The sequence below is a fragment of the Streptomyces sp. NPDC002825 genome, from assembly GCF_040295385.1.
GTDB lineage: Bacteria > Actinomycetota > Actinomycetes > Streptomycetales > Streptomycetaceae > Streptomyces.
In genome coordinates, this window is sequence record NZ_JBEOVH010000014.1 from 137,026 (window position 1) to 160,178 (window position 23,153).

Annotated in this window: 22 protein-coding genes; 7 read left to right on the plus strand and 15 right to left on the minus strand. The window is 74.0% G+C overall.

Going from position 1 to position 23,153, the window contains the following annotated elements; genetic code table 11:
* Positions 1 to 31: 31 nt before the first annotated feature.
* From ABT041_RS19890 to ABT041_RS19900, 3 genes are all read right to left on the minus strand, one after another.
* Positions 32 to 2,551, minus strand: coding sequence for a hypothetical protein (locus ABT041_RS19890; protein WP_351186132.1), 2,520 nt, complete (start codon positions 2,549 to 2,551; stop codon positions 32 to 34).
* A 63-nt stretch (positions 2,552 to 2,614) separates the two neighbouring features.
* Positions 2,615 to 3,415, minus strand: coding sequence for a tyrosine-protein phosphatase (locus ABT041_RS19895; RefSeq protein ID WP_351186134.1), 801 nt, complete (start codon positions 3,413 to 3,415; stop codon positions 2,615 to 2,617).
* 575 nt (positions 3,416 to 3,990) lie between these two features.
* Positions 3,991 to 4,989, minus strand: a complete 999-nt coding sequence (locus tag ABT041_RS19900) for an NAD-dependent epimerase/dehydratase family protein (protein ID WP_351186136.1) — start codon at positions 4,987 to 4,989, stop codon at positions 3,991 to 3,993.
* Positions 4,990 to 5,120: 131 nt separating this feature from the next.
* Between ABT041_RS19900 and ABT041_RS19905 the strand changes: the two genes are divergently transcribed.
* Both ABT041_RS19905 and ABT041_RS19910 read left to right on the plus strand, forming a co-directional pair.
* Positions 5,121 to 5,897 (plus strand): hypothetical protein, encoded by a 777-nt coding sequence (locus tag ABT041_RS19905; protein ID WP_351186138.1) that lies wholly within the window; start codon positions 5,121 to 5,123, stop codon positions 5,895 to 5,897.
* 50 nt (positions 5,898 to 5,947) lie between these two features.
* A complete protein-coding gene (locus ABT041_RS19910) occupies positions 5,948 to 7,342 on the plus strand; it encodes a PepSY-associated TM helix domain-containing protein (RefSeq protein ID WP_351186140.1) in 1,395 nt (464 codons plus the stop codon).
* Here the strand turns inward: ABT041_RS19910 and ABT041_RS19915 are convergent, their stop codons facing one another.
* The 4 genes from ABT041_RS19915 to ABT041_RS19930 all read right to left on the minus strand — a co-directional run bounded on the left by ABT041_RS19915 (position 7,343) and on the right by ABT041_RS19930 (position 12,077).
* The gene (locus tag ABT041_RS19915) at positions 7,343 to 7,912 is read right to left on the minus strand and encodes a winged helix-turn-helix domain-containing protein (protein WP_351186142.1); all 570 of its coding nucleotides are present in this window, start codon (positions 7,910 to 7,912) and stop codon (positions 7,343 to 7,345) included.
* 352 nt (positions 7,913 to 8,264) lie between these two features.
* Positions 8,265 to 9,296: a glutamine synthetase gene (glnII, locus tag ABT041_RS19920; protein WP_351186144.1), complete on the minus strand. Its 1,032-nt coding sequence runs from the start codon at positions 9,294 to 9,296 to the stop codon at positions 8,265 to 8,267.
* A gap of 157 nt (positions 9,297 to 9,453) precedes the next feature.
* The gene (locus ABT041_RS19925; RefSeq protein ID WP_351186146.1) at positions 9,454 to 10,605 is read right to left on the minus strand and encodes an ARPP-2 domain-containing protein; all 1,152 of its coding nucleotides are present in this window, start codon (positions 10,603 to 10,605) and stop codon (positions 9,454 to 9,456) included.
* Positions 10,602 to 12,077, minus strand: coding sequence for a hypothetical protein (locus ABT041_RS19930; RefSeq protein ID WP_502976536.1), 1,476 nt, complete (start codon positions 12,075 to 12,077; stop codon positions 10,602 to 10,604). The genes ABT041_RS19925 and ABT041_RS19930 overlap by 4 nt, the downstream gene beginning before the upstream one ends.
* A gap of 132 nt (positions 12,078 to 12,209) precedes the next feature.
* Between ABT041_RS19930 and ABT041_RS19935 the strand changes: the two genes are divergently transcribed.
* Positions 12,210 to 13,139, plus strand: a complete 930-nt coding sequence (locus ABT041_RS19935; RefSeq protein ID WP_351186148.1) for a Gfo/Idh/MocA family protein — start codon at positions 12,210 to 12,212, stop codon at positions 13,137 to 13,139.
* A complete protein-coding gene (locus tag ABT041_RS19940; RefSeq protein ID WP_351186150.1) occupies positions 13,132 to 13,617 on the plus strand; it encodes a GNAT family N-acetyltransferase in 486 nt (161 codons plus the stop codon). The genes ABT041_RS19935 and ABT041_RS19940 overlap by 8 nt, the downstream gene beginning before the upstream one ends.
* Here the strand turns inward: ABT041_RS19940 and pdxR are convergent.
* Both pdxR and ABT041_RS19950 read right to left on the minus strand, forming a co-directional pair.
* Positions 13,586 to 15,007 (minus strand): MocR-like pyridoxine biosynthesis transcription factor PdxR, encoded by a 1,422-nt coding sequence (pdxR, locus tag ABT041_RS19945; RefSeq protein ID WP_351186152.1) that lies wholly within the window; start codon positions 15,005 to 15,007, stop codon positions 13,586 to 13,588. The two genes, ABT041_RS19940 and pdxR, sit on opposite strands and share 32 nt — an antisense overlap.
* On the minus strand, positions 15,004 to 15,438 hold the full coding sequence (locus ABT041_RS19950; protein ID WP_351186243.1) for a MarR family transcriptional regulator: 435 nt from the start codon (positions 15,436 to 15,438) through the stop codon (positions 15,004 to 15,006). The genes pdxR and ABT041_RS19950 overlap by 4 nt, the downstream gene beginning before the upstream one ends.
* Before the next feature lie 75 nt (positions 15,439 to 15,513).
* On the opposite strand from ABT041_RS19950, the gene ABT041_RS19955 reads away from it, so the two are divergent.
* Positions 15,514 to 16,371, plus strand: coding sequence for an alpha/beta fold hydrolase (locus tag ABT041_RS19955; protein ID WP_351186154.1), 858 nt, complete (start codon positions 15,514 to 15,516; stop codon positions 16,369 to 16,371).
* 170 nt (positions 16,372 to 16,541) lie between these two features.
* On the opposite strand, the gene ABT041_RS19960 is transcribed toward ABT041_RS19955, so the two are convergent.
* Positions 16,542 to 16,901 carry an arsenate reductase family protein gene (locus ABT041_RS19960; RefSeq protein WP_351186156.1) on the minus strand — a complete coding sequence of 120 codons (360 nt, stop codon included), beginning with the start codon at positions 16,899 to 16,901 and terminating at the stop codon, positions 16,542 to 16,544.
* Between the two features lie 159 nt (positions 16,902 to 17,060).
* Between ABT041_RS19960 and ABT041_RS19965 the strand changes: the two genes are divergently transcribed.
* On the plus strand, positions 17,061 to 17,336 hold the full coding sequence (locus ABT041_RS19965) for a hypothetical protein (protein ID WP_351186158.1): 276 nt from the start codon (positions 17,061 to 17,063) through the stop codon (positions 17,334 to 17,336).
* 57 nt (positions 17,337 to 17,393) lie between these two features.
* Here the strand turns inward: ABT041_RS19965 and ABT041_RS19970 are convergent, their stop codons facing one another.
* The 3 genes from ABT041_RS19970 to glnA all read right to left on the minus strand — a co-directional run bounded on the left by ABT041_RS19970 (position 17,394) and on the right by glnA (position 21,002).
* A complete protein-coding gene (locus ABT041_RS19970; RefSeq protein ID WP_351186160.1) occupies positions 17,394 to 18,587 on the minus strand; it encodes a cytochrome P450 in 1,194 nt (397 codons plus the stop codon).
* The gene (locus ABT041_RS19975; protein ID WP_351186162.1) at positions 18,584 to 19,321 is read right to left on the minus strand and encodes a cyclodityrosine synthase; all 738 of its coding nucleotides are present in this window, start codon (positions 19,319 to 19,321) and stop codon (positions 18,584 to 18,586) included. The genes ABT041_RS19970 and ABT041_RS19975 overlap by 4 nt, the downstream gene beginning before the upstream one ends.
* Before the next feature lie 256 nt (positions 19,322 to 19,577).
* On the minus strand, positions 19,578 to 21,002 hold the full coding sequence (glnA, locus tag ABT041_RS19980) for a type I glutamate--ammonia ligase (protein ID WP_351186164.1): 1,425 nt from the start codon (positions 21,000 to 21,002) through the stop codon (positions 19,578 to 19,580).
* A gap of 222 nt (positions 21,003 to 21,224) precedes the next feature.
* Between glnA and ABT041_RS19985 the strand changes: the two genes are divergently transcribed.
* Entirely contained in the window at positions 21,225 to 21,692 is a 468-nt protein-coding gene (locus ABT041_RS19985) for an RDD family protein (RefSeq protein WP_351186166.1), read from the plus strand.
* A gap of 62 nt (positions 21,693 to 21,754) precedes the next feature.
* Here the strand turns inward: ABT041_RS19985 and ABT041_RS19990 are convergent, their stop codons facing one another.
* Positions 21,755 to 22,459: a DUF4191 domain-containing protein gene (locus ABT041_RS19990; protein WP_351186168.1), complete on the minus strand. Its 705-nt coding sequence runs from the start codon at positions 22,457 to 22,459 to the stop codon at positions 21,755 to 21,757.
* A gap of 10 nt (positions 22,460 to 22,469) precedes the next feature.
* The gene (locus tag ABT041_RS19995) at positions 22,470 to 22,685 is read right to left on the minus strand and encodes an SCO2195 family GlnR-regulated protein (protein WP_041128875.1); all 216 of its coding nucleotides are present in this window, start codon (positions 22,683 to 22,685) and stop codon (positions 22,470 to 22,472) included.
* Positions 22,686 to 23,153 lie beyond the last annotated feature (468 nt).

Consider the following 23,153-nt stretch of genomic DNA (forward strand, 5'->3'; position numbering starts at 1 on the left):
GCTTGTGCCGGGTCTTTTTGAGCCGCCCCCGTCAGCGGAGGGCGGCCCTCCGCGTCCCGTCCGGCAGGGTGCCGTCCAGATCGGCCCGCGCGCCCGCCCCGGCCCGTACCGCCAGCAGCGGACCGTCCGAACGCCCCTTCACCCCGCCCGAGGTCTCCAGGGACGTGAAGTCCGGACTGCCCGCCGCCAGGACGAACCAGTCGCCGCCCGGCGCCTTCCACAGCACGCCCGCGAGGACCCGGGGATCCCGCACCCCGCAGGCCGGCGAGCCCTCGGAGCGGGCCGCGAGCGCGGCCGGGACCTCGGGCGCGGGGACCAGGAACTGGGCGAGGACCCGGCTTCCCGTGCCCCGCCAGGTCTCCGCGCGCGTGCACACCCAGGTGGCCTGCCCGGCGCCCTCGGGCAGCGGCTGCCGGGCGAACCGCCAGGCGTTCACCGACCGCACGCCGTGCGCCCGTACCGCCGTCAGCTGGCACGCGGTCCGGGCCCAGACCTTCCGGGCCTCCGCCCCCGTCGCGTCCGAGGCCGCGGAGGGCGGTCCCCACAGCAGCCGGGCGGGCGCCAGCTCGCCGAGGTCGGTGAGCAGCCGCACGCCCGAACCGTCGCGGATCTGCAGGGAGTTCCACCGGGTGCAGCCACCGGCCTGCGCGGGACCGGGTACGGGATCGGTCACCCCGGCGGCGTCCCGCACGAGCGGCCGAGGGCCCTCGCCGGGCGCGAGGAGATCCCGTACGGCGGTCTCCCGTACCCAAGGGGCCATCAGATAGCGGACGTTGCCCGACGCGCGGGACACGACGAGCGCGGCCGCGCCGACGGTGTCGGCCGCGTCCGTGCGCGCGAAGTCCAGGGCGGCACCGGCCGTGCCCTCGACGGGCTCGGCGTACCGGACGGCCCGCAGCCCGTCGTGGAAGAGCACGACCCGCATGGCGTCGACCCGGCCGGCGAACAGCAGCTGCGGCGGCCCCATGGGAGGCCCGACGGGAGTCCCGGGCGTGGCCGACGACCGTACGGACCCGCCGGGCCGGGCCCACACGGCGAGCGCCCGCCGCAGCAGCGCGCTGTCGCCGGTCAGCCCACCGCGCGCGGGCCACACGGAGAAGTCCTGCCGAGTGGCCGCCGGCCAGGCGCCGGGGTCCGCCTTCTTGACCGCACCGGGGTCGAGGGCGGCCTCGGCGGCGGGATTACGGGCGTACGAGGGCGCAGCAGCACCGTTTCTGCCCCAGCCGTCGCCGGGCAGCCCGAGCAAGGTCCCGCAGACGACGAGCGCGACGAGCGCGACGAGAGCGGCCCGGGCGTGCTGGCGACGCCGCATGAGATCGGTGGGCCGGGCCTGCAGGGCACACGGGTCGAACTCGTCGGACTCGAGCAGAGCGGCACCACTGAGACGGCGGGGGAGACTCGCGGGCCCGTGGCCTCCGGCCCCGGGGGGAGCCGGGGGGCCGGCGGGCGCGGAGCCTGCGGCGCGGCCGGGGCTTTCGGCGTCGGGGGAGCCGGTGCCCGCGGCACTCGCGGGGCCGTCTGGGCGTCCGGGCCTTTGGGCCCGACCGGGGCCCATGGGTCCTCGGCCGCCGTCGGCCCGGCCGCCGTCTCCCGGGCCCCGGTGCCCGTCGGCCCGTTCGGTGTGGCCGCTTCCGGCGGTGCCGCCGGGAGCGGCAGGACCGCCGGCTTCGCCGGTGCCGTGCGTGCGTCCGCCCGAGCCCGCGAGGGCGTCCCGGCCTGCCGTGCCGCCGCCGGAACGGCCGTCGGCCCTGCCGGGACCGGCCTGTTCGCCGACCCGGTCGGAGCGGCCGTCCTGGTGACGGGCCCCGGGGGCGGCGGAGGCTCCGTCCAAGCCCCCGGCCTTGCCGAAGTCCCCGGCTCCACCCCCGCCCCTCCCCGGGCCGCCCTGCTCGCCGACCCGTGCCGGGCCGTCCTGCCAGGGATCCGCGCCGGGGTTCGGCCCGGCGGCGGTCGGGTCGGCAGGGGTGTCCGGTGCCTCAAGCGCGGGGGACTCCAGGGCGTCCGCCTCCGCCAGGGCCGCCGCCGGGTCCTCCACGCCCGCTGCCGCCAGAACGCGCAGGACCTCCGGGTCGCCCTGGCGTTCCAGCCCGCGGAGGACGTACGCCGCGCGGCCGGCGCCGGAGAGCCGGGACAGCCGCTGGTCCAGGGCGAGTTCGTCGGCGCCGCCCACCCGGGGGAAGAGCCGCAGCCCCCACACGTGCGGCAGCAGCGGCGGGAACTGCGCCCGGCGCGGCAGCGCGAGGCGCCGGAGCGGCAGCCCCGCGATCAGCGCCTGCCGCAGCACCTCGCCCCGCACGTACGCGTAGCCGGGATCCACCGCGTCCTCGGCCCGCCGCGGCCCGGGCACGGCGGGCCCCGGGACCCGGCGGCGCGGCAGCGACCGCTGGACGAGGGCGTGCGCGGTCAGCACCCGGCGGTTGCGGCCGAGCGACGGCGGCAGGACGAGGTAGGCGATGCGGACGAGCCGCGGATACCGCTCGACGAGCGCCGCCTCGGCCTGCTCGACGTCGACGGGGCCCACGGGCGAGGGAACGAGATCCTGGGTGCTCACGTTCAGCAGAACGAGCGATTCTTCCGATGGTCACCCCGGCCCTCGCCCCGGCGCGCGCGGGGCTCAGGCCGCCGTGACCGTGAGCCGCTCGCGGATCAGGTCCGCCACCTCGTCCGGGACGCCGAGCCCTTCCCGTACGTACTTCTCCATCGACCCGTGCCGGATCGACACCTCGTCGAGCGCCGCGTCCAGGTACTCCGGCAGGACCCCGATCAGTTCGAGGGCGAGGTCGGGGTCGCCGCCCTGGGCGGTGAACCCCTCGATCATGGGCGCGAAGGCAAGCCGTACGGCCGGGTTGACCGAGAGGTACTCCGCCCGCACGGTCTCCTCGTCGGCGCCGAGCAGCGACAGGACGACCGTGGCCGCCCAGCCGGTACGGTCCTTGCCCGCCGAGCAGTGGAAGAGCAGCGGCCCGGCACCGGGGGTGCCCAGCTCGCCGAGCAGGGCGCGGTAGGAGGCGCGGGCGGAGTCGCCGGAGACGAAGGTGCGGTAGGTCCGGGCGAAGGCGGCGCGGACCCTGCCGCCGCCGAGGTGCTCCTCGGCGAGCGCGGGGTCGGCGAGGAGCGCCTTGAGGCGGGCGGCGGGCGGCAGTCCGCTGCCGGCGAGGTAGTCGGCGAGGACGTCGGCGACGAGCAGCCGGGCGCCGGCGGGCAGCCGGTCCGGCCGGTCGCCACGCTCGGTCTCGGTCCGGAAGTCGACGACGGTACGGATGCCCAGATCGGCCACGACGGCTTCGGCGGGGTCGAGCCGGTCGAGCTGCGCGGAACGGAGGACGAGACCGTGCCGGACGGAACGCCCGTCACCGAGCGGCAGACCGCCGAGATCACGGAGGTTGGCGACGGAGGTGGCGGGGATGGCGGGCATGACGTCGACTCCTCCGGTTCGTGCGGTTTCGTGACGACGGTAGTGGCAGAAACCACCCCGAGCACGCGCTCCGCGCCGCCGCCCGCCGCGGTCGGCGCCCCGCCCGTTGCGGGCACGCGTTCCGCGGGGCGGGCCCACCCGCAACGGAGCGGTGCCCACCCCGTTGTGGGCAGGCGTTCCGCAAGGGGCGGAACGGGTGGGCACAACGGAACGGCGCCCTTGCCGGCGCCAGAGGCTTTCGTGCCTGGACCTGCACCCCGTGCACCGTCGCTGGTGGTGCGGGCCGGGGCGCGGAACGCGGAGGCGCCGCTGAAGGGCGCCGTCCCGTGTGCCCACCCGTCCCGCCCCAGCGGGACGATTGCCCACACGGCAGCGGGGCGCCGCCCGGGCGGGCGCGGGCCACACACGGCGGCGCGGGTCCCACACGGCAGCGGGGCGCCGCCCAGGCGGGCGCGGGCCACACACGGCGGCGCGGGCCCCACACGAGGGCGGGGCGACGCCCAGCCAAGGTGCCGGCCCACACGGGGGGGGGGGGGCGACGCCCAGCGCAGGTGCCGGCCCGAGAAGGGGCGGCGTCAGCTCTTCGGCAGGGACGCCAAGACCTCCGCCTCCCGCTCCGGGCTGAGCCCCGCGCCCTGCCGGTCGGGACGTTGCGGCGCGGCACCGCCGAGGGACTCCAGCCACGCCCAGGTGTCCGCGACCGTCTCCTCCGCCGGCCGGCAGCGCAGACCCGTCGCGACGGCCCGGGAGACGTCCGCCGTGTGCATCGCGTCGTACATCTCGCCCGGCGGCAGCCACACCGGCAGCTCCGTCCACGGCGCCACCCCCGCCGCGAGGAGCGCCTCCGGCTCCGTCCAGCGCAGTTCGGTCTCGGCTCCCGTCACCCGTACGCACGCGTCGAGCAGCCCGCCCATCGTGGTGTGCCCCGGCGGCGACACCAGGTTGTACGGCCCCGACAGCCCCGCCGCCACCGCGTCGAGCGTCCATGCGGCGAGGTCGCGGACGTCGATGTACTGGACCGGCAGCGTGCGCGGCCCCGGCGCCAGGACCGGACCGCCGCGTGCGATCCGGCCCAGCCACCACGGGAGCCGGCCCACGTTCTCGTACGGGCCGAGGATCAGGCCCGCCCGCACCAGCAGCGTCCGGTCGGGCCCGAAGGCCTCCACGGCGGCCAGCTCGCCGCCCCGCTTGGCCTCCGCGTACGGCACCTCCCCGTCGTCCGGGGAGCCCTCCACCAGCGGTCCGTCCTCCGCGAGCCCGGCGGCCGGCGGCCAGGCGTACACCGAGCGGCTCGACACGTACGCGTACCGCCCGACCCGCTCCGCGAGCAGCCGGGCCGCGTCCCTGACCGCCGAGGGCGCGGCCGACCAGGTGTCCACGACGACGTCCCAGGAACCGGTGGCCAGCGCGCCGAGACCGTCGGGAGCGGTGCGGTCCCCGATCAGCGACGCCGCTCCCGCCGGGACGTCGTGGCGGCCCCGGTGGAAGACCGTCACCTCCCAGCCCCGTTCGAGCGCGCCCTCGGCGATCGCGCGGCCGACGAACTCCGTACCTCCGAGCATCAGAAGCTTCATGGCCCGAGCCTGCCCGGCGTGGACGGCGGCGGCCAGGGAGTTCCGCTCCCGGAGGATTCCGCCAGGGGAGGAACGACGAGGAGCGAGGGGCGGTATGTCCGCCATCCGGCCGGGATGACACCATGGCGGCGATGACGAATGCCCGGTCGCCCCTGCGCGCCCTGCGTGCCGCGCTCTTCGCGGTCGTATGCGTGACTCTGGCCGCTGTGGGGCATTCGTCCATGTCCGCGCACCAACTTCCGCCCGCCCTGCTGCTCGGCGCGTTCGCCGCGACGACGGCGGCCGCCTGGGCCGCGGCCGGACGGCGCCGGGGCACGCCCACGATCGCGGGGGCCCTGCTGGTCCTCCAGGGCGGCCTTCACCTGGTCTTCTCGACGGCGGGCCGGCATCCGGACGGGATGCACCACGCGACGCCGGGGATGGACGCGATCCCCGCGATGGACGCCATGGGCGCCATGCCCGCCATGGACGCGATGGACACCATGCCCGGCATGGATGCCCTGCCCGGCATGGACGCCATGCCCGCCATGCCCGCCATGCCCGCCATGGACGCCATGGACGCCATGGACGCCATGGACGCCATGGCCATGGGCACCACCCCCCTCACCTCCGGTGCCGGCATGCTCGCCGTCCACCTTCTCGCCGCCCTCCTCTGCGGCCTCTGGCTCGCCCACGGCGAAGCCGCGTTCTTCGCGCTCGCCCGCGCCGCCCTCGCCTACGCCTTCACCCCGCTCCGCCTGCTCCGCGCCGCCCTCGTCCCCGTCCAGGAGCCCCCGCGCCGCCCGGGCCGCCGGGCGCGGCGCAACGCCCGCCGCCCGCACGCCGTCGTCCTCGCGCACACCCTCTCCCGGCGCGGCCCGCCCCGGCTGTCCGCACCCCGCGCCACGGCCCTCGGAGCACACGTCTGACCCGGGGGTCGCTTCCCCCTGTCGGCACACGACTCCAAGGACAGTCCGTCATGACGATCGACGATCTCGCACGCCCTGAAACCCACGAAGCGCCACCGTCACCGACCCGCCCCGGCACCTGGAGCGCCCTCCGCCCCCTCGTCCTCCGCCTCCACTTCTACGCCGGCGTCCTCGTCGCCCCCTTCCTCCTCGTGGCCGCCGTCAGCGGTCTGCTCTACGCGCTCTCCTTCCAGGCGGAGAAGGTCGTGTACGCGCACGAGCTGGAGGTCCCCGTCGGCGACGCCGCCCTGCCGCTCTCCCGGCAGGTGGACATCGCCCGCGCGGCCGACCCGGACGGCACCGTCACCGCCGTCTGGCCCGCCGCCGAACCCGGTGCGACCACCCGGGTCCTGATGGCCGACCCCGATGTCCCCGAGGGCACCTCGCTCGCCGTCTTCGTGGACCCGTACACCGGAGAGGTGCGCGGACAGCTGCCCAGCTACGGCAGCTCCGGCGCGCTCCCGCTGCGCACCTGGATCGACGGGCTCCACCGCGATCTGCACCTCGGCGAGTTCGGCCGCAACTACAGCGAACTCGCCGCGAGCTGGCTGTGGGTGATCGCGCTCGGCGGCGTACTGCTCTGGGTCGGCCGGCGCCGGAAGAACCGCCGCGCCCTCGTCCTGCCCGAGCGGGGCCCGAAGTCCCGTCGCCGCACGCTCTCCTGGCACGGCTCGGTCGGCCTCTGGGCGGCGGTCGGCCTGGTCCTGCTCTCCGCGACCGGTCTGACCTGGTCGCGGTACGCGGGTGAGAACATCGGCGCCGTCCAGGACGGTCTCGGCGGCGCCACGCCCACCCTGTCGGCGGGGGCGGCACCGTCCTCGGAGCACGAGGGCCACGGCGGTGGCCACCACGGCGGCACGGCCCCGAAGGGCACGGACATCGGCCTCGACAAGGCGCTGGCGGCGGCCCGCGCGGCCGGCATCGACAGTCCGCGGGTCTCGGTCGTGCTGCCCGCCGAGGGCAAGGGGTACGTCGTCAAGGAGACGGACACGCAGTTCCCGGTCCAGCTGGACTCGGTGGCGCTGGACCCGTCGGACGGCACGGTCCTCGACCGGCTGCGCTTCGACGACCATCCGCTGCTCGCGAAGCTCACCCGCATAGGGATCGACGCGCACACCGGCGTCTTCCTGGGTCTGTTCAACCAGCTGGCGCTCGCGGCCCTCGCGCTCGCCCTGATCCTGCTGATCCTCTGGGGCTACCGCATGTGGTGGCTGCGCCGCCCGGGCCGCCCGGTGGCGCGCGGGACCTGGCGGAAGGTTCCGGTGACACTGCTTCTGCCGCTCGCGGCGGCGACGGCGGCCGTCGCGTGGTTCGTACCGCTGCTGGGGATCAGCCTGCTGCTGTTCCTGACGGCGGACCTCACCCTGGCGCTGATCACCAGGGTGAAGTCCCGTACGACGGCCTGATCAGGGCGTGTACTTGTAGCCGACCCGCCGCACGGTCTGGATCGTGTGGCGGTGCTCGGCGCCCAGCTTGCGGCGCAGCCGGGCCACGTGCACGTCGACCGTCCGGCCGTCGCCGACGTGCCCGTACCCCCACACCGTCGTGACCAACTGGTCGCGGGTGTGCACCCGGTGAGGGTGTGCCACCAGATGGGCGAGCAGCTCGAATTCGAGGTATGTCAGGTCGAGCGCCTCACCGTCGACGAGGGCGATCCGCTGGACGGCGTCGATGGCCACCGGCCCCTGCTCCCCGGTCGCGAGGGGCGCTGCCGGGGCGGGGACGGAGGCCGACGGCAGGTGCGGCTGCTGGTCGGCCGGGACGAGGACGAGGTACCCGACCATCGGCGGGCGCCCCGGCAGCGTCGGCAGCGCGTGCTGCGGCGCGGGCAGCAGGGTGGCGCCGGGCGGCAGGAAGTCGGCGACCTGCGAGAAGTCGACGACCTCGTTGGGATCGACGGCACGCAGCCGGTGCCGGCCGGGACGGACGGCCGTGAGGGAAGCGCTCTGGGGGCGGGCGATCTGGGTGTGGGCCATGGCAGGTCAGCTCTTTCGCGCGGGGAACGGACGGAGAGGTCTCGTACGTCGTGCGCGTGCGGCCGAAGGCCGGGATCGGACCGTGTGCCGATCGGGGCTTTAGGGGGCCGACGCGTTCCTCACGCGTCGACAGCACCGGTCGAAGTCGTGGTGCTGCCGGGAAGGCCAGAACGGCTCGAGGTCGTGGCGACCCGTCGCGGTGTCGTTCTGCATGATGGCCATATCCCTATTGAACCAGAAGGGAATGCCTCCGACGACCCTCCGGGGCCCAGAATCCCTGTCATCCGTCCCACATGACGAGAGGGGCGCCCACCGTGTGAAACGGTGGGCGCCCCTCGTGAAGCGGTGCGGATCAGACCTGGCCGGCCTTCGCCAGGGCCTCGCAGCAGGTGTCCACGATCAGGCGGGTCACCACGTACGGGTCCACGTTCGCGTTCGGGCGGCGGTCCTCGATGTAGCCCTTCTGGTCCTGCTCGACCTGCCACGGGATGCGGACCGAGGCGCCGCGGTCCGAGACGCCGTAGGAGTACTCGTCCCACGGGGCGGTCTCGTGCAGGCCCGTCAGGCGCTCGTCGATGCCGGCGCCGTAGTTCTTGACGTGGTCGAGCGGCTTCGAGCCCTCGCCGAGCGCCTCGCACGCGGTGATGATCGCGGCGTAGCCCTCGCGCATCGCCTTCGTGGAGAAGTTGGTGTGCGCGCCCGCGCCGTTCCAGTCGCCCTTCACCGGCTTCGGGTCGAGCGTCGCGGAGACGTTGAAGTCCTCGGCCGTGCGGTAGAGCAGCCAGCGGGCGACCCACAGCTGGTCCGAGACCTCGAGCGGGGACAGCGGGCCGACCTGGAACTCCCACTGGCCGGGCATGACCTCGGCGTTGATGCCGGAGATGCCGAGACCGGCCTTGAGGCAGTTCTCCAGGTGCGCCTCGACGATCGGACGGCCGTGGATCTCGTCCACGCCGACGCCGCAGTAGTAGCCGCCCTGCGGGGCCGGGAAGCCGTTGACCGGGAAGCCGAGCGGACGGGTGCCGTCGAAGAAGGTGTACTCCTGCTCGATGCCGAAGATCGACTCCTGGGCGGCGTACTTCGCGGCGACCTCGGCCAGCGCGGCGCGGGTGTTCGAGGAGTGCGGGGTCATGTCCGTGTTGAGGACCTCGCACAGCACCAGGACGTCGTTGCCGCCGCGGATCGGGTCCGGGCAGGAGAAGACCGGCTTGAGGACGCGGTCCGACGCGTGACCCTCGGCCTGGTTGGTGCTGGAACCGTCGAAGCCCCAGATCGGCAGCTCCTCGAGGGCGAGACCCTCACCCGCGATGATCTTCGTCTTGGAGCGAAGCTTCGCGGTCGGCTCGGTGCCGTCGATCCAGATGTACTCAGCCTTGAAGGTCACGGGTCTCATCCTTTGGCGTGCTGCTGCGGGGTTCCGCTGCGGCTCGCGGCACTGCGAGAAGCTGCGGTCTGAAGCGCTGGCTGCGCGGTTTGTGTTCGACCGCAGCTTCGCAACACGGGATTTCCCGTCGGTTGCCCGTTTGTGAACCCCGTGTTACTCAGCCTTCCTGTTCTTCCCGCAGCCGCCGTGCGACGACGTGCGCGTCGAGGAGCGGACCGAGGCCCGCGCCCCGCACCCGCCGGACCACCTCGGCGTACGAGGACCCCAGCGCCTCCGCCGTCCGCCCGAGGTGCCAGTCGCAGTCCGCGAGCCGGTTCAGGAGGTAGCCCTTCCGGATCTGGTTCTCGGAGAGCCGGAAGGTCTTCAGATACGCCGCCCGCCCCTTCCGGTCGGTGATCACCTCGCCGATGTGCTGCTCGCGGCCGCCCCGTTCGAACGGCGGCAGGAACCGGTGGAGACCGAAGTCCCCCAGGTGCCGGACCCGCTCGAAGGAGTACGAGGTCTCCAGGAGGTCCCGCGCCATCAGCCCGTCGTGCGCCGCCGCCCAGGCCCGCTCCTGCCCCAGGGCCGCCGCCCGCAGGTCGGCGAGACCCCGGATGCCGCCCGCGCCGTCGCGGATCCGCGCCGTGAACTCGGGCACGGGGGCGCCGTAGTGCGCGTACTGGTGGACCAGCTCCCCGTACAGGTCCTCCACCAGCGTCGGGTGCAGCAGCCGGTAGTCGTCCGGATGCGGTACCACGAAGGCCGCGGCCAGCGCGTCGGCGACGTACAGGAGCAGCCCGCACTGGCCCGGGTGGAGCTCGAAGATCCGCAGCGCCTCCGCGAGCCCCGGCACCGCCCACCCCGCGTACGCCGCCTCCGCGCGCGGGGAGAGACCGCGTCGCAGCGCCTCCCGGGACCAGTCGTCCCAGACCACGGACGGACCGCCGAAGTGCAGCGCGAGGTAGCCCTCCAGGGCGAGGTGCAGGGGCAGGAACCGCAGCCGGTCCTCCCGGCCCCGGCGCTTGGCCATCCGGCGGAGCCGGCGCACGGGCACCGTCGCCGGCTCCCCTTCGGCGCCGAGCCGCGTCCCGTACGCGGCGGCCTCCGCCCCCGTCCGCGTCCAGTCCGCGACGAAGCCGTGCGGGATGTACGAGGTGTACGTCGTCCGGTCACCGAGCTCGACGGAGTCCGCGCCCCACCCCCCGTACACCTCCCGGTGCAGCCGCAGCCCCGGCACCGGCTCGTCCCGCACGAGCGGCACGAGCCGTACCCCGCCCCACACCTGCGCGGGCCGCACGCCGAGACCGGTCAGGTCGATCCGGGTCACCCTTCCGCCCCCTTCGGGTACGCCTGCAGGAATCCCTCCACCCGCCGGTCCAGATAGGCCCGCAGCTCGGCGAAGCCCGTCCGCCCCTCCGCGAACTGCGCGATCTCCACCAGGGCCGCGAGGTCCTCCGCGTCCCGGATCCCCGCGACCGGCACGCTCGGTGCCAGTCGGCGCACGTCGAAGCCCTCCGCGTCGTATACGGGGTTCAGGTGGACGACGCTCGTCCGCCGTTCCGCGTCGAGCCGCGTGCGCCACACCCGCAGCACCTCGCCCGCGAGCCCCGGAGGCGCGTTGTCCCAGCCGTCGGAGACGATGACCAGACGCTCCGGACCGGTCTCCAGGGCGTCCAGGATGCGCAGGCCGAGCGGGGTCGGCCCGTAGGGGTGGACGAGCAGGGGATCGTCGCGGCCCGACGTCCACAGCGGTGTGTACGACCCCGGGGACGCGAGGGCCTCCAGGAGGAAGTGGCAGCCGAGGGCCACGGCCAGCGGACGGCGCCGCTTCACCGCCGAACCCGAGGAGGAGAAGCTGTCGTCGAGGACGGCCGCCACCCGCCCCCAGCTCCCGGCGTACGGCCCCGCCGCGCGCCGGGCCGCCGCGCGCAGCGCACCCGTCAGCTCGGTCCGTCGCTCCGCCCGCTCGGCGAAGGGGAGCGCGAGGACGTAGAGGGCGAGCCGGGTGAGCGGCATGACCGACAGATCGGCGGCCCGGTCCGTACGGAGCCGTTCGAGCCGGGTCATCCGGGGCGCGATCCGCTCCAGGAACACCTCGCGGGGTATCCCGTGCTTCGCGGCGAAGCCCTCCGCGACCGTGAACGGCAGCTCGTACAGCGCGCCCTGCTCGTAGTGGGCCCGGCGGTGCGCGTCGAGCGTGGCGTTCTCGTACCGGACCCGGCGGCCCGGCGCGAAGAGGAAGTCGCCGGTCTCGGGGTCGGACGGCCGACCGTGGACGTGCCGGAGGGCGGTCTTGAGGCCGGTCCGGTACTTCACGGCGTCGAGGGCGGGGTCGGGGCGGGCCGCGAGCCACCCGCGCACGATCGCGCGCGTGCGGCGGTTGTTGACCCCGGCGGAGCGCAGCGCGCCGAAGAGCCGGTAGACGCGCTGCGGCGGCAGCAGCGCGAGGCGCGCGGCGATCAGCCGGCCCTCGCCCGGCTCCGCGTCGCCCGGGGTGCGGAGCAGGTGCTCGATGACGAGCGCGGCGTTGTGGTCGTTGATGTCGAGCGCGAGGGCGGCGGCGTACACGGGCCGGTAGTTGACCCGTACGTACTCGTGGAGGAAGGCGAGCGAGAAGCGCTGCTCGGCGGCCGAGGAGCGGAACTCGCGCTGCCCCGTGGCGGTCACGGCGGCGTTGACGAAGAGGAGTACGTCCTCGGCGGCGACGAGCTCGGACACGGTGTCTTCCCCTCCCGTCCCTTTCCTCACAGAGGTGCCGGCCGGGGAATGGGGGCGCGAACAGCGAAGACGTTGCTTCATAGGCAGGTTCCGGAAGTCGCACCGGAGTCCCGCGGCCGGCCCAGGAACGCTAACACCGGGCCGGGGGAGGGCCGCCAGCGGATTACGGGGCCGCGGAGGCCGGTTGTCGCAGGCGCCCGGCAGACTGGGGGCATGGCGAAGCAGATGGGCGTCAAGCCCCGTATCGGACTCCTCGGCACCGGCCCCTGGGCCGCCCGTACGCACGCGCCTGCCCTCGCCGGGCATCCGGGCGTCGAGTTCGGCGGGGTGTGGGGCAGACGCCCCGAGGCGGCTGCCGAGCTCGCCGCCGCGTCCGGCACGCGCGCGTACGAGGACGTGGACGCCCTCTTCGAGGCGAGCGACGCCGTCGCCCTGGCCCTTCCGCCCGACGTCCAGGCCCCGCTCGCCGTCCGGGCGGCGGCCGCCGGCTGTCACGTCCTGCTCGACAAGCCCGTCGCCACGACCGTCGCGCTCGCCCGTGAGGTGACCGAGGCGGTCGAGGCGGCCGGTGTCGCCTCGGTGGTCTTCTGCACCCTCCGGTTCGCGGAGCCGACGGCCCGCTGGGTCGACGAGCAGGCGGCGGCGGGCGGCTGGTTCCTCGGCGAGGCCCACTGGCTGGGCTCGCTGTACGGCCCCGGCTCCACCAGCGCGTACGCGGCCTCGCCCTGGCGGCGGGAGAAGGGCGGCCTGTGGGACGTCGGCCCGCACGTCCTCTCCGTCTTCCTGCCGGTCCTCGGCGACGTCACCGGCATCACCGCCGCCCCGGGCCCCGGCGACACCCACCACCTGGTGCTGCGCCACGCCTCGGGTGCGAGCAGCACGGCCACGCTCACGCTGAGCGCGCCCCCGGAGGCGGCGGAGGCGGCGCTCACGCTGTACGGCACGGGGGGCCGGGCCGAACTGCCCCGCTGGAACGGCGCGGTGGGCGCCTTCGCCGCCGCCGTCGACGCGCTGGTCACCGCGGCCCGCACCGGCGAACCCCACGCCTGCGACGCCCGCTTCGGCCTGCGCCTCACGGAGATCCTCACGGAGGCGGAGGCGGAGGCGGGGGCGGGGGTGAGGCATCGTGCGGCCCGTGGCTGACGACGCCGGCCGGCCGGACCTCCGCGCCGTCACCCCCGCCGACTGGCCCCTCTGGCGCGCCGCCCGGATCGCCTCGCTCACCACCTCGCCCGAGGCGTTCAAGGCGCGGCTCGCCGACTGGGACCGCGGTGGTGAGGAGCAGTGGCGGGCCCGGTTCGACGACCCGGCCACGTACGGCGTCCTGGCGGTCCGTGACGCCCGGCCCGTCGGGATGGCGGCCGGTCTCCTCGCGCCGGACGCCGTACCGGAGCTGCGGTCGGTCTGGGTCGCGCGGGAGGCCAGGGGCCACGGTCTCGCCGCCCGCCTGATCGCGTCCGTCGAGACCTGGGCGCACGGCACCGGAGCGGGCGTCCTCCGGCTCTCCGTCCTCCCGGCCAACGCCCCGGCCATCGCACTGTACGAACGCCTCGGATACGCGGCGGACGGCGGCACGAGTCACGAACTGGTCATGACGAAGAAGCTGGTCGACGGCTGCTGAGGGCCTCCGCGAGGGCCTCGCACAGGGCGTCGAGGGCGGCCCCGTACAGCCGCTCGGGCGGCGTCGCGTAGCCGACGACCAGGCCGTCCGGGCGGGCGGGGCCGTGGGCGTCGGGGTGGCGGTAGGAGGAGAGCCCCTCCGTGGCGACCCCGTGCCGGGCGGCCGCGGCGAGCGCCGCCCGCTCCGTGCCCGGGGGGAGCTCGACGACGGCGTGCAGCCCGGCGGCGATGCCCGTCACCCGTACGTCCGGCACCCGTTCGGCGAGCACGGCGGCCAGCCGGTCGCGCCGCTCCCGGTGGCGGCGGCGCATGGCCCGGACGTGCCGGTCGTACGCGCCGGAGCCGAGGAAGTCGGCGAGGGTGAGCTGGTCCAGGGCGGAGGCGTACGGCTCGCGTTCGCCCTTCGCGGCGACGACGGCGTCCACGAGCGCCGCCGGCAGGCACATCCAGCCGAGCCGCAGCGCGGGGGAGAGGCTCTTGCTGACGGAGCCGAGGAGCACGGTCCGTTCGGGATCGAGGCCCTGGACGGCGCCGACGGGCCGCCGGTCGTAGCGGAACTCCCCGTCGTAGTCGTCCTCCACCACGAGCCCGCCGGAGCGCCGTGCCCACTCCAGGACGGCGGCGCGCCGCTCGGGGTGCAGCGGTCCGCCGGTGGGGAACTGGTGGGCGGGGGTGAGCAGTACGGCTCCGGCCCCGGGCGGGATCTCCCCGGTGCGGGCCCCGTCCCCGTCGACCGCGACGGGCACGGTACGGACGCCGGCCTCGCCGAGCAGGCCCCGGTGGAAGGGGAGGCCGTACGCCTCGACGGCCCAGGGGCGTTCCGTCCCGAGCACGCGGGCGAGCAGCCGCAGGGCGTGCGCGGCGCCGGAGCAGACGACGATCCGCTCGGGGCTCGTGCGTACGCCCCTGACCCGGGCGAGGTACTCGGTGAGCGCCCGGCGCAGTTCGGTCCGGCCGTGCGGGTCGCGGGTCCCGAAGGCCTCGTGCGGGGCGTCGGTCAGGGCCCGCCGGGCCGCCGCGAGCCAGGGGCCGCGCGGGAAGGCGCCGGGGTCGGGCTTGCCCTGGACGAGGTCGTACGGGAGCGGTGGCGGCGCCGCCGCGCGTACGGGGCCGGGGGCGGGCGCGGCGACCCGGTCGGCGACGCGGGTGCCGGAGCCCTGGCGGGAGGTGAGCCAGCCTTCGGCCACCAGCTCGGCGTACGCGTCGGCGACGGTGTTGCGGGCGATCCCGAGGTCGGCGGCGAGCGAGCGGTAGGGCGGCAGCAGGGTGCCGGGGGCGAGCCGTCCCTCGCGCACGGCCTCGCGCAGGGCCCGGATGAGCGCGGCCCTGCGGCTCCCGCCGGCGCCGAGGTCCAGATGCAGATCGTTCCCGAGCGGGCCGGTCCGGCTCACCGTCCCTCGCCGCCGTCCATGAGGTCCCGCACCCCGGTCAGGAACCGGCGCACGGCCCCGGTCTCGTCCTTCGTGAAGCCGCCGAGGAGCGCGACCGTTCCGTCGATGAGCGGTCCGAAGTGCGCGCGGCCCAGCTCCTTGGCCCGGTCCTCCACGGTCAGCAGGACGCGGCGCCGGTCACGGGCGTCGCGCGTCCGGGCCACGTGGCCGAGCCGTTCGAGCCGGTCGACGACGGCGGTCGTGCCGGCCGAGTTGAGTCCGAGGCGCTCGCCGAGCCATCCGGCGGTGGCGTCCGTGCCGGCGCGCTCGGCGTCGAGCAGGCAGATCAGGGCCCGTACGTCCGTGGGGTGCATGCCGTTGCGGGCGGCGAACTCGTTCTGGCGCAGGCCGTATTCGACGGTGACCTCGCGCAGCAGATGAAAGATCTGCATCTCCGGTGACTCGGCCACGACACCCTCCTATTATCTCGCTGAGCGAGATTATCGCCGAACGAGAGGACGGGTGTCATGTCCCGCGCCGCGCAGACCCCGGCCGACGCCTACGGCACGGCCTACGAAGCACTCCTCGCCGGGTGGCCCGACCCCACCACCACCTCGGAACTCCGCACGCCCCACGGCACCACCCACGTCCTCCACCACGGCCCCGAGGACGGTCCGCCGGTCCTCCTGCTGCCCGGCGGCGGGGGCACCGCCTGCTCCTGGCGGACGACGGCCGCCGCGCTCGGCGCGACGCACCGGGTCCACGCCGTGGACCTCGTCGGCGGGCCGGGCCGCAGCCGGGCGGACGGCCGCCCGATCCGTACCGCCGCCGACCTCACGGCCTCGCTCGACGCGGTGCTCGACGGCCTGGGGCTGGTGTCGGCGTCGTTCTGCGGCCACTCGTACGGCGGGTGGATCGCGCTCCGGTACGCCCTGGCGGCACCCGACCGGACCCGCCGTCTCGCCCTCCTGGACCCGACCGGCTGCTTCGCCGTCTTCCGGCCCGGCTACCTCCTGCGCGCGCTGCCGATGCTGCTGCGCCCGACGGCCGCGCGGACGGACGCCTTCCTGGCCTGGGAGACCGGCGGGGCGGAGCGGGACCCGGCGGTGCGGCGCCTGGACGCCCTGGCGGCGGAGCTGCCCCGGCTGCGGCCGGTCACCGGGCCCCGCCCAAACCGCGCCGAACTGGCCGCCCTGCGGCCGCCGACGCTGCTGCTCGTCGCCGGGGGGAGCCGCGTCCACGACGCGGCCCTGGTCGCGGAGCGGGCCCGTGCGACCGTCCCCGGGATCGAGACGGAGATCCTGCCGGCGGCGACGCACCACACCCTCCCGGCGGATCTGCCGCCGTCCGCACTGTCGGCGCTCAAGGTCTTCCTGTCGGCCTGAACTCGGCGAGCCGGGGACGGCGGCTCGGCGGATCAGCGGGCCGGCGGATCAGCGGGCCGGTGGCGTCCGTGCCGGCAGCTCAGCGGGACAGGGCGCCGGCTCTCAGGGGGGCAGGCGTCCGCTCTCGGCGGGACAGGGCGCCGGCTCTCAGCGGGACAAGGCGCCCGCTCTCATCGGGACAAGGCGTCCCGCACGGCCTCCTCGCTCCGGCCGACGACCGCCGTGCCGTCCTCGGCAGTGATGATGGGCCGCTGGATGAGCTTGGGGTGGGCGGAGAGCGCCTCGATCCACCGCTCGCGGTTCGCCTCGTCCCGGGGCCACTCCTTCACCCCGAGCTCCTTGGCGATGTCCTCACCGGTCCGCGTGATGTCCCAGGGCTCGAGGCCGAGCCGCTTGAGGACACCGCGGATCTCCTCGGGCGTGGGCACGTCCTCCAGGTACCGCCGCACGGTGTAGTCGGCGCCCTCGGCGTCGAGGAGGGTGAGGGCGCTGCGGCACTTGGAACAGGCGGGATTGATCCAGATCTCCATGCCCCCACGGTACCCGTACCGGCACCCCCCAAGCCCCTCTCCACCACCCCCCAAACCCCATCTGGCCAGGGGCGATTGTCAGTGGGGGCCTCTAAAATAGGGGGTGAAGGTGAGGGTCCCGGGGAGGGCCCGCACCCACCGTTCGCCAGGAGGTAGCCCATGGCTCTCGCCGTGATCCGGACGCCGTCCCTCGAACCCTGGAAGCCGCTCCAGAGGAAGCCGCTCCCCGCGGGCCGCCCCCGCGAGTGGTACGTGTCGCACAACCGCCGACTGAAGGCCATGCGCCTCGCGATCGCCCTGCTCGACGCCGGGGTCTACGTCCCGTCCAAGGCGACGAACGCGACGATACGGAACACGGCCCAGAGCATCGGCATCCACCCGCCCTCCGACACCACCTGCCGCATGGTCCGGGCCCTGATCCGCTACGGGCGCTGACACCGCGGGGGCGCTGCCCGGCCGGGGCCGGGCAGCGCCGTCGTCGGATCCCGTCCGCTACCAGGCCACCGGCAGGCGTTCGGGGAGCCGCTTCATGAAGTTGGTGCGCCACACCAGCTGTTCGACCGGCACCGCGAGCCGCAGCCCCGGCAGCCGGTCGAGGAGCGTCTCCAGGGCGATCTCGGCGTGCCGCTTGCCGAGCGCCGTCGCCGGGCAGTAGTGCCGCCCGCCGCCGAAGGAGAGGTGCTCCGCGGCGTTCTCCCGGTCCGGCCGGAAGGCCAGCGGGTCCGGGAAGCGCTCCGGGTCGTGGTTCGCGGCCTCCACGAGCACCAGGACGAGCTCGCCGGCCCTCACCTCGATTTCGCCGAGCCGCACGTCCTCCAGGGCGAGCCGCGGCAGCCCGTCGCCGATCGACAGGTTCACCCGCAGCAGCTCGTCCATGGCCCCGGCGACCCCGCCGGGGCCGCCGGCCGTCAGCGCCTCGCGCACGTCCGGCCGGGTCAGCACCGACACCAGCGCCATCGTCAGGAACCCGGCGGTGGAGATCACGCCCGCGCCGAACAGCGTCACGCCCACCGTCGCCAGCATCTCGTCCGTCAGATGGGCGTACTCGGGGTCCTCGCGCAGCGCCGCGAGCTCCGCCATCAGCCCGCCCGTCGCCGGATCGTCCAGGCGCTCCGTCATGTAGGCGATGTCCCGGTCCCAGTTGAGCCGGGCCGCCTCGATCTCGCGCGGCGCGTTCATGAAGGCGACGTCCAGACTGCGCAGCAGCCGCGGCCCGTCCTCCTCCGGGATGCCCAGCATCCGGCAGTGCAGCCCCGCCGAGTACGGATCGGCGTAGGCGCTCCGCAGCTCCCCGGGCGCCCCTTCGGCGACCAGGGCGTCCACCAGGGAACCGGCCCGTGCCCGCAGCCACTCCTCCAGGCCTGGGGCCTTCGGGTTGATGGCCTTCATGACGGCCTTGCGCAGCCCGGCCCCGGTGATGTTGCCCATGTTGTTCACCACGTGCGGCGGGATCGTCAGCGCGTACTGGCGTGGCGCCCCCGGCGCGGAGGTGTCCTTCAGGCTGAACCTCGGGTCCTCCAGGACCTGCTTGCACAGCGCGTACGAGGAGACGAGCCAGGCCTCGGCCCCGGCGATCGTGCGGACCTTGCGGACCGGTTCGGCGCGCAGGCCGGCGATCTCGGCCGGCAGCCGGGTCCCGTCCCAGTCGAAGGGGAAGTCCTGCAGGGTCTCGACGGCGACGCTCATCGCGCGGCTCCTTCGACAGGGGTTGCGTGGGTGGTCTCGGCGGGGGTGAGGATGCCGTGGCCCTGGTTGCGCGAGGCCCGGAGCCCGGACCCCCGCCCGTACAGCAGATCGGCCAACGGCAGCGCCTGGTGGTAGCAGTTGAGCGAGGACGGCACCCCGAGGATCGCGGGCGTGTCCAGGAACAGCGGCACCTCGGCGCAGATGTACGCCCGGCACACCTCCCGCTGCCGCTCGTCGGTCTCCTGCCCCGGCGCCAGCTTCCCGGCCAGGAAGATCCCGGTCAGCGCATCGCAGGTCTCCCGTACCACCGGGTCCGCGGCGACCGCGTCGAGCACCGTGCGGTGCAGCTCGCGGTAGGCCGGGACGTCCCCGAACTCCGACATGCCGCGGGCCCGTACCCGTACCCCGGCGGGATCGGCCTCGGCCACGGCCGCCCCGACCTTCGCCCGCACCCCCCGCAGGTTCTTCACGGCCTTCCGCCGCGCCTCGTCGGCCCCGTACCCCAGCGCCTCGTACATGTCGGCGACATGCAGATCGGTGTAGACGAGATCGACCTGATCGAAGTGGTCCAAGCCCCAGCGCGTCAGCTCGCGCAGCCGCTGGGCGGTGAAATAACTGTTCCCCGGGGAGACGCCGATGACCACGTGCGCGCCCTCGTCGGCGATGACGCGGCAGTGATCGGTGTACGGCTGGAGTCGGAGCGTCTCGGCAGGGGCGAAAGCCGCCTGAGTCACGTAGGCAGTCCTCATCGCGCCAGCTAGTCCCAGCGGAGCCCTGTGCTCCGGGTGTGGCGGCAGCGACGACGACAAGCTATCGATCAGTCGCGGAGCGTGAACCCCCTACTCGTAGGTATGGCCGATAGTTCGTCAGCTGTTCGCATTGCCGTGATCTTGGCGAGAGGACGGCGAAGCCCGCCGCCGCTCGGAAAACGGCGAGGCCCGCCGCCCCCTCGGAAGGGAACGGCGGGCCTCGTCAGGCAGCGGCCGCGATTTAGAGGTCGAAGTAGAGCTCGAACTCGTGCGGGTGCGGGCGGAGCTGGATCGGGGCGATCTCGTTGGTGCGCTTGTAGTCGATCCAGGTCTCGATCAGGTCGGAGGTGAAGACGCCGCCGGCCTGGAGGTACTCGTTGTCCTCCTCGAGGGCGTTGAGCACGGCCTCCAGGTTGGTCGGGACCTGCTGGACGTTCGCGTGCTCCTCGGGAGCCAGCTCGTACAGGTCCTTGTCGATCGGCTCCGCCGGCTCGATCTTGTTCTTGATGCCGTCGAGGCCCGCGAGGAGCAGCGCCGAGAAGGCGAGGTACGGGTTCGAGGACGGGTCCGGCGCGCGGAACTCGACGCGCTTGGCCTTCGGGTTCGAGCCCGTGATCGGGATGCGCATGGCGGCGGAGCGGTTGCGCTGCGAGTACACCATGTTGACCGGGGCCTCGAAGCCCGGGACCAGGCGGTGGTACGAGTTCACCGTCGGGTTGGTGAAGGCGAGCAGCGACGGGGCGTGCTTGAGGATGCCGCCGATGTAGTAGCGGGCGGTGTCCGAGAGGCCCGCGTAGCCCGTCTCGTCGTAGAACAGCGGGTCGCCGTTCGCCCACAGCGACTGGTGGACGTGCATGCCCGAGCCGTTGTCGCCGAAGATCGGCTTCGGCATGAAGGTCGCGGTCTTGCCGTTGCGCCAGGCGACGTTCTTCACGATGTACTTGAAGAGCATCAGGTCGTCGGCCGCGGCGAGCAGCGTGTTGAACTTGTAGTTGATCTCGGCCTGGCCGGCGGTGCCGACCTCGTGGTGCTGGCGCTCGACCTGCAGGCCGACGTTCTCCAGCTCCAGGGAGATCTCGGAGCGCAGGTCGGCGAAGTGGTCGACCGGCGGGGCCGGGAAGTAGCCGCCCTTGTAGCGGACCTTGTAGCCGCGGTTGTTCTCCTCCGCACCGGTGTTCCAGGCGCCGGCCTCGGAGTCGATGTGGTAGAAGCCCTGGTTCGCGGACGTCTCGAACCGCACCGAGTCGAAGACGTAGAACTCGGCCTCGGGGCCGAAGTAGGCGGTGTCGGCGATGCCGGTGGACGCGAGGTACGCCTCGGCCTTCTTCGCGATGTTCCGCGGGTCACGGCTGTACTGCTCGCCCGTGATCGGGTCGTGGATGAAGAAGTTGATGTTCAGCGTCTTGTCGCGGCGGAAGGGGTCCACGCGGGCCGTCGACAGGTCGGCGCGGAGCGCCATGTCGGACTCGTGGATGGCCTGGAAGCCGCGGATCGACGAGCCGTCGAAGGCGAGCTCCTCCGACGGGTCGAAGGCCGTCGCCGGGATCGTGAAGTGCTGCATCACACCCGGAAGGTCGCAGAACCGGACGTCGACCATCTTGACGTCGTTGTCCTTGATGAACTTCTGGACCTCGTCGGCGTTCTGGAACCCGTTGTTCTGGGACATCCAACTCCTCCTACTCCCGGCCCGGGGAGGGGCGGGGTTGCAGCTCGGTCGTGCGGCCAGTGCGGTGGCACACGGTGGACCCGACCATAGGCAGACGGGATTTCTCAAGCATGACCCATTTGTTTCGTCGAAGTTAACCGGGGCGGGTGGCGTCCGCCCGCGCCGGAGCCGTACTCCCACCCGGGCCGAAGTGATCAAAAACGGGCACAGTACCGTGGTCGGGTGGACAACAGGCAAGCACTCGGATCTTGGCTCTCCGGCCCCCGCGCGGCGGCCGAGGACGCAGGCGTCGACTTCGGCTACCGCGGTCAGCAGCTCGGGCTGCCCGAGGAAGGCCCCGGCTCGATCGCCCGCCCCGGGCGGCGCCTCGGCGCCCTCGCCGTCGACTGGGCCCTCTGCATCCTGATCGCATACGGCTTGATCACCGACGGCTACAACCAGGCGACCGGCAACTGGGCCCTCGTCATCCTCTTCGTCCTGAGCGTCCTGACGGTCGGCACCGTCGGCTCGACCCCGGGCAAGCGGCTCTTCGGCCTGCGCGTCGTCTCCGCGAACGGCGGACGCCTCGGCCTGTTCCGCGTGACGCTGCGCTCCCTGCTCGTCTGCCTCGCCATCCCGGCCCTCATCTGGGACCGTGACGGCCGCGGCCTGCACGACCGCCTCTCCGGCGCCGTCCAGGTCCGCATCTGAACCGGTGATACGAGAAAGGCCCCGGACCATGCGGTCCGGGGCCTTTCTCGTCAGGTCGGGTGTCAGCGCATCTTTCCGCCGCGCGGCATCCGCATGCCCTTCGGCATCGGGCCCTTCGGCAGCGGCATGTTGCTCATCAGGTCGCCCATCGCGCGCAGCCGGTCGTTGGCCGCGGTGACCTGCGGGCCGGTGAGCACGCGGGGCATCTTGAGCATGGTCGTACGGATCTTCTTCAGGGGCACCTGGCCCTCGCCGTCGCCGACGATGATGTCGTGCACCGGCACGTCCACCACGACGCGGCTCATCCGCTTCTTCTCGGCCGCGAGCAGGGTCTTCACCCGGTTCGGGTTGCCCTCGGCCACCAGGACGATGCCCGCCCGGCCGACCGCGCGGTGCACGACGTCCTGGCTGCGGTTCATCGCGACCGCGGGGGTCGTCGTCCAGCCGCGCCCGACGTTCTGCAGCACCGCCGCGGCCGCGCCCGGCTGGCCCTCCATCTGCCCGAAGGCCGCGCGCTCGGCACGCCGTCCGAAGACGATGGCCGCCGCCAGGAGCGCCAGGACGAAGCCCAGGATGCCCAGATAGACCGGATGTCCGATGAGGAAGCCGATCCCGAGGAGGACACCGAGTACGACGATGCCCACGCCCGCGACGACCAGACCGACCTTCGGGTCCGCCTTCCGGGTCATCTGGTACGTGAGGGCGATCTGCTTCAGTCGCCCGGGGTTCGCAGCGTCAGCGCTGCCCGTGTTTGCCTTCCTCGCCATGTCCTGAAGTTTACGTGGCCCGGGAAGCCCGGCCCGACGCGACCTCCATCACGTGCTGGGCCTCCACCCGGTCCTTGGCACGGCGGCGGTCCTCCAGGACGGAGTTCCAGGCGTTGCGCCGTGCGGTGCGCTGGCCGGCGCCCAGGAGCAGGGCCTCCACGGCCTTCAGGGCGTCGGTGACGGACGGGATCGCGGTGACGCGCACGTGCGTCGATGCGGCCGGCATGCGGGGTCCTCCCTCGATTGCGGGTGAGACGAGGTGGGGGGTGTGAGCGGCGGTGGCGGTGAGTGAAACCAGGCTCACAGATCGGTGTTACCAGGGCGTGACCCGGCGGTCAAACACTGATGAAACGTTGATGCGGCCGGTCGGACGAGCGGAAGAACGCCGATGCGGCCCGTACGCCCCGCTGAGCTGCGGGGTCGTACGGACCGCACCGAATCCAGCCATTACTGGCCGGTAACTACTTGTGCGCCGTTTCACACGGCGACGTCACCTCGCACGGACCCGCAACCTACGCTCCAGCTCGGCTGCGCTGCCGCCTTCTGGTCGCGCTCCGCCTCGCTACCGCTCCGGCCGCGTGCCCGCCCTCGTTCCTCGGACGGACCCGCAACCTACGCTCCAGCTCGGCTGCGCTGCCGCCTTCTGGTCGCGCTCCGCCTCGCTACCGCTCCGGCCGCGTGCCCGCCCTCGTTC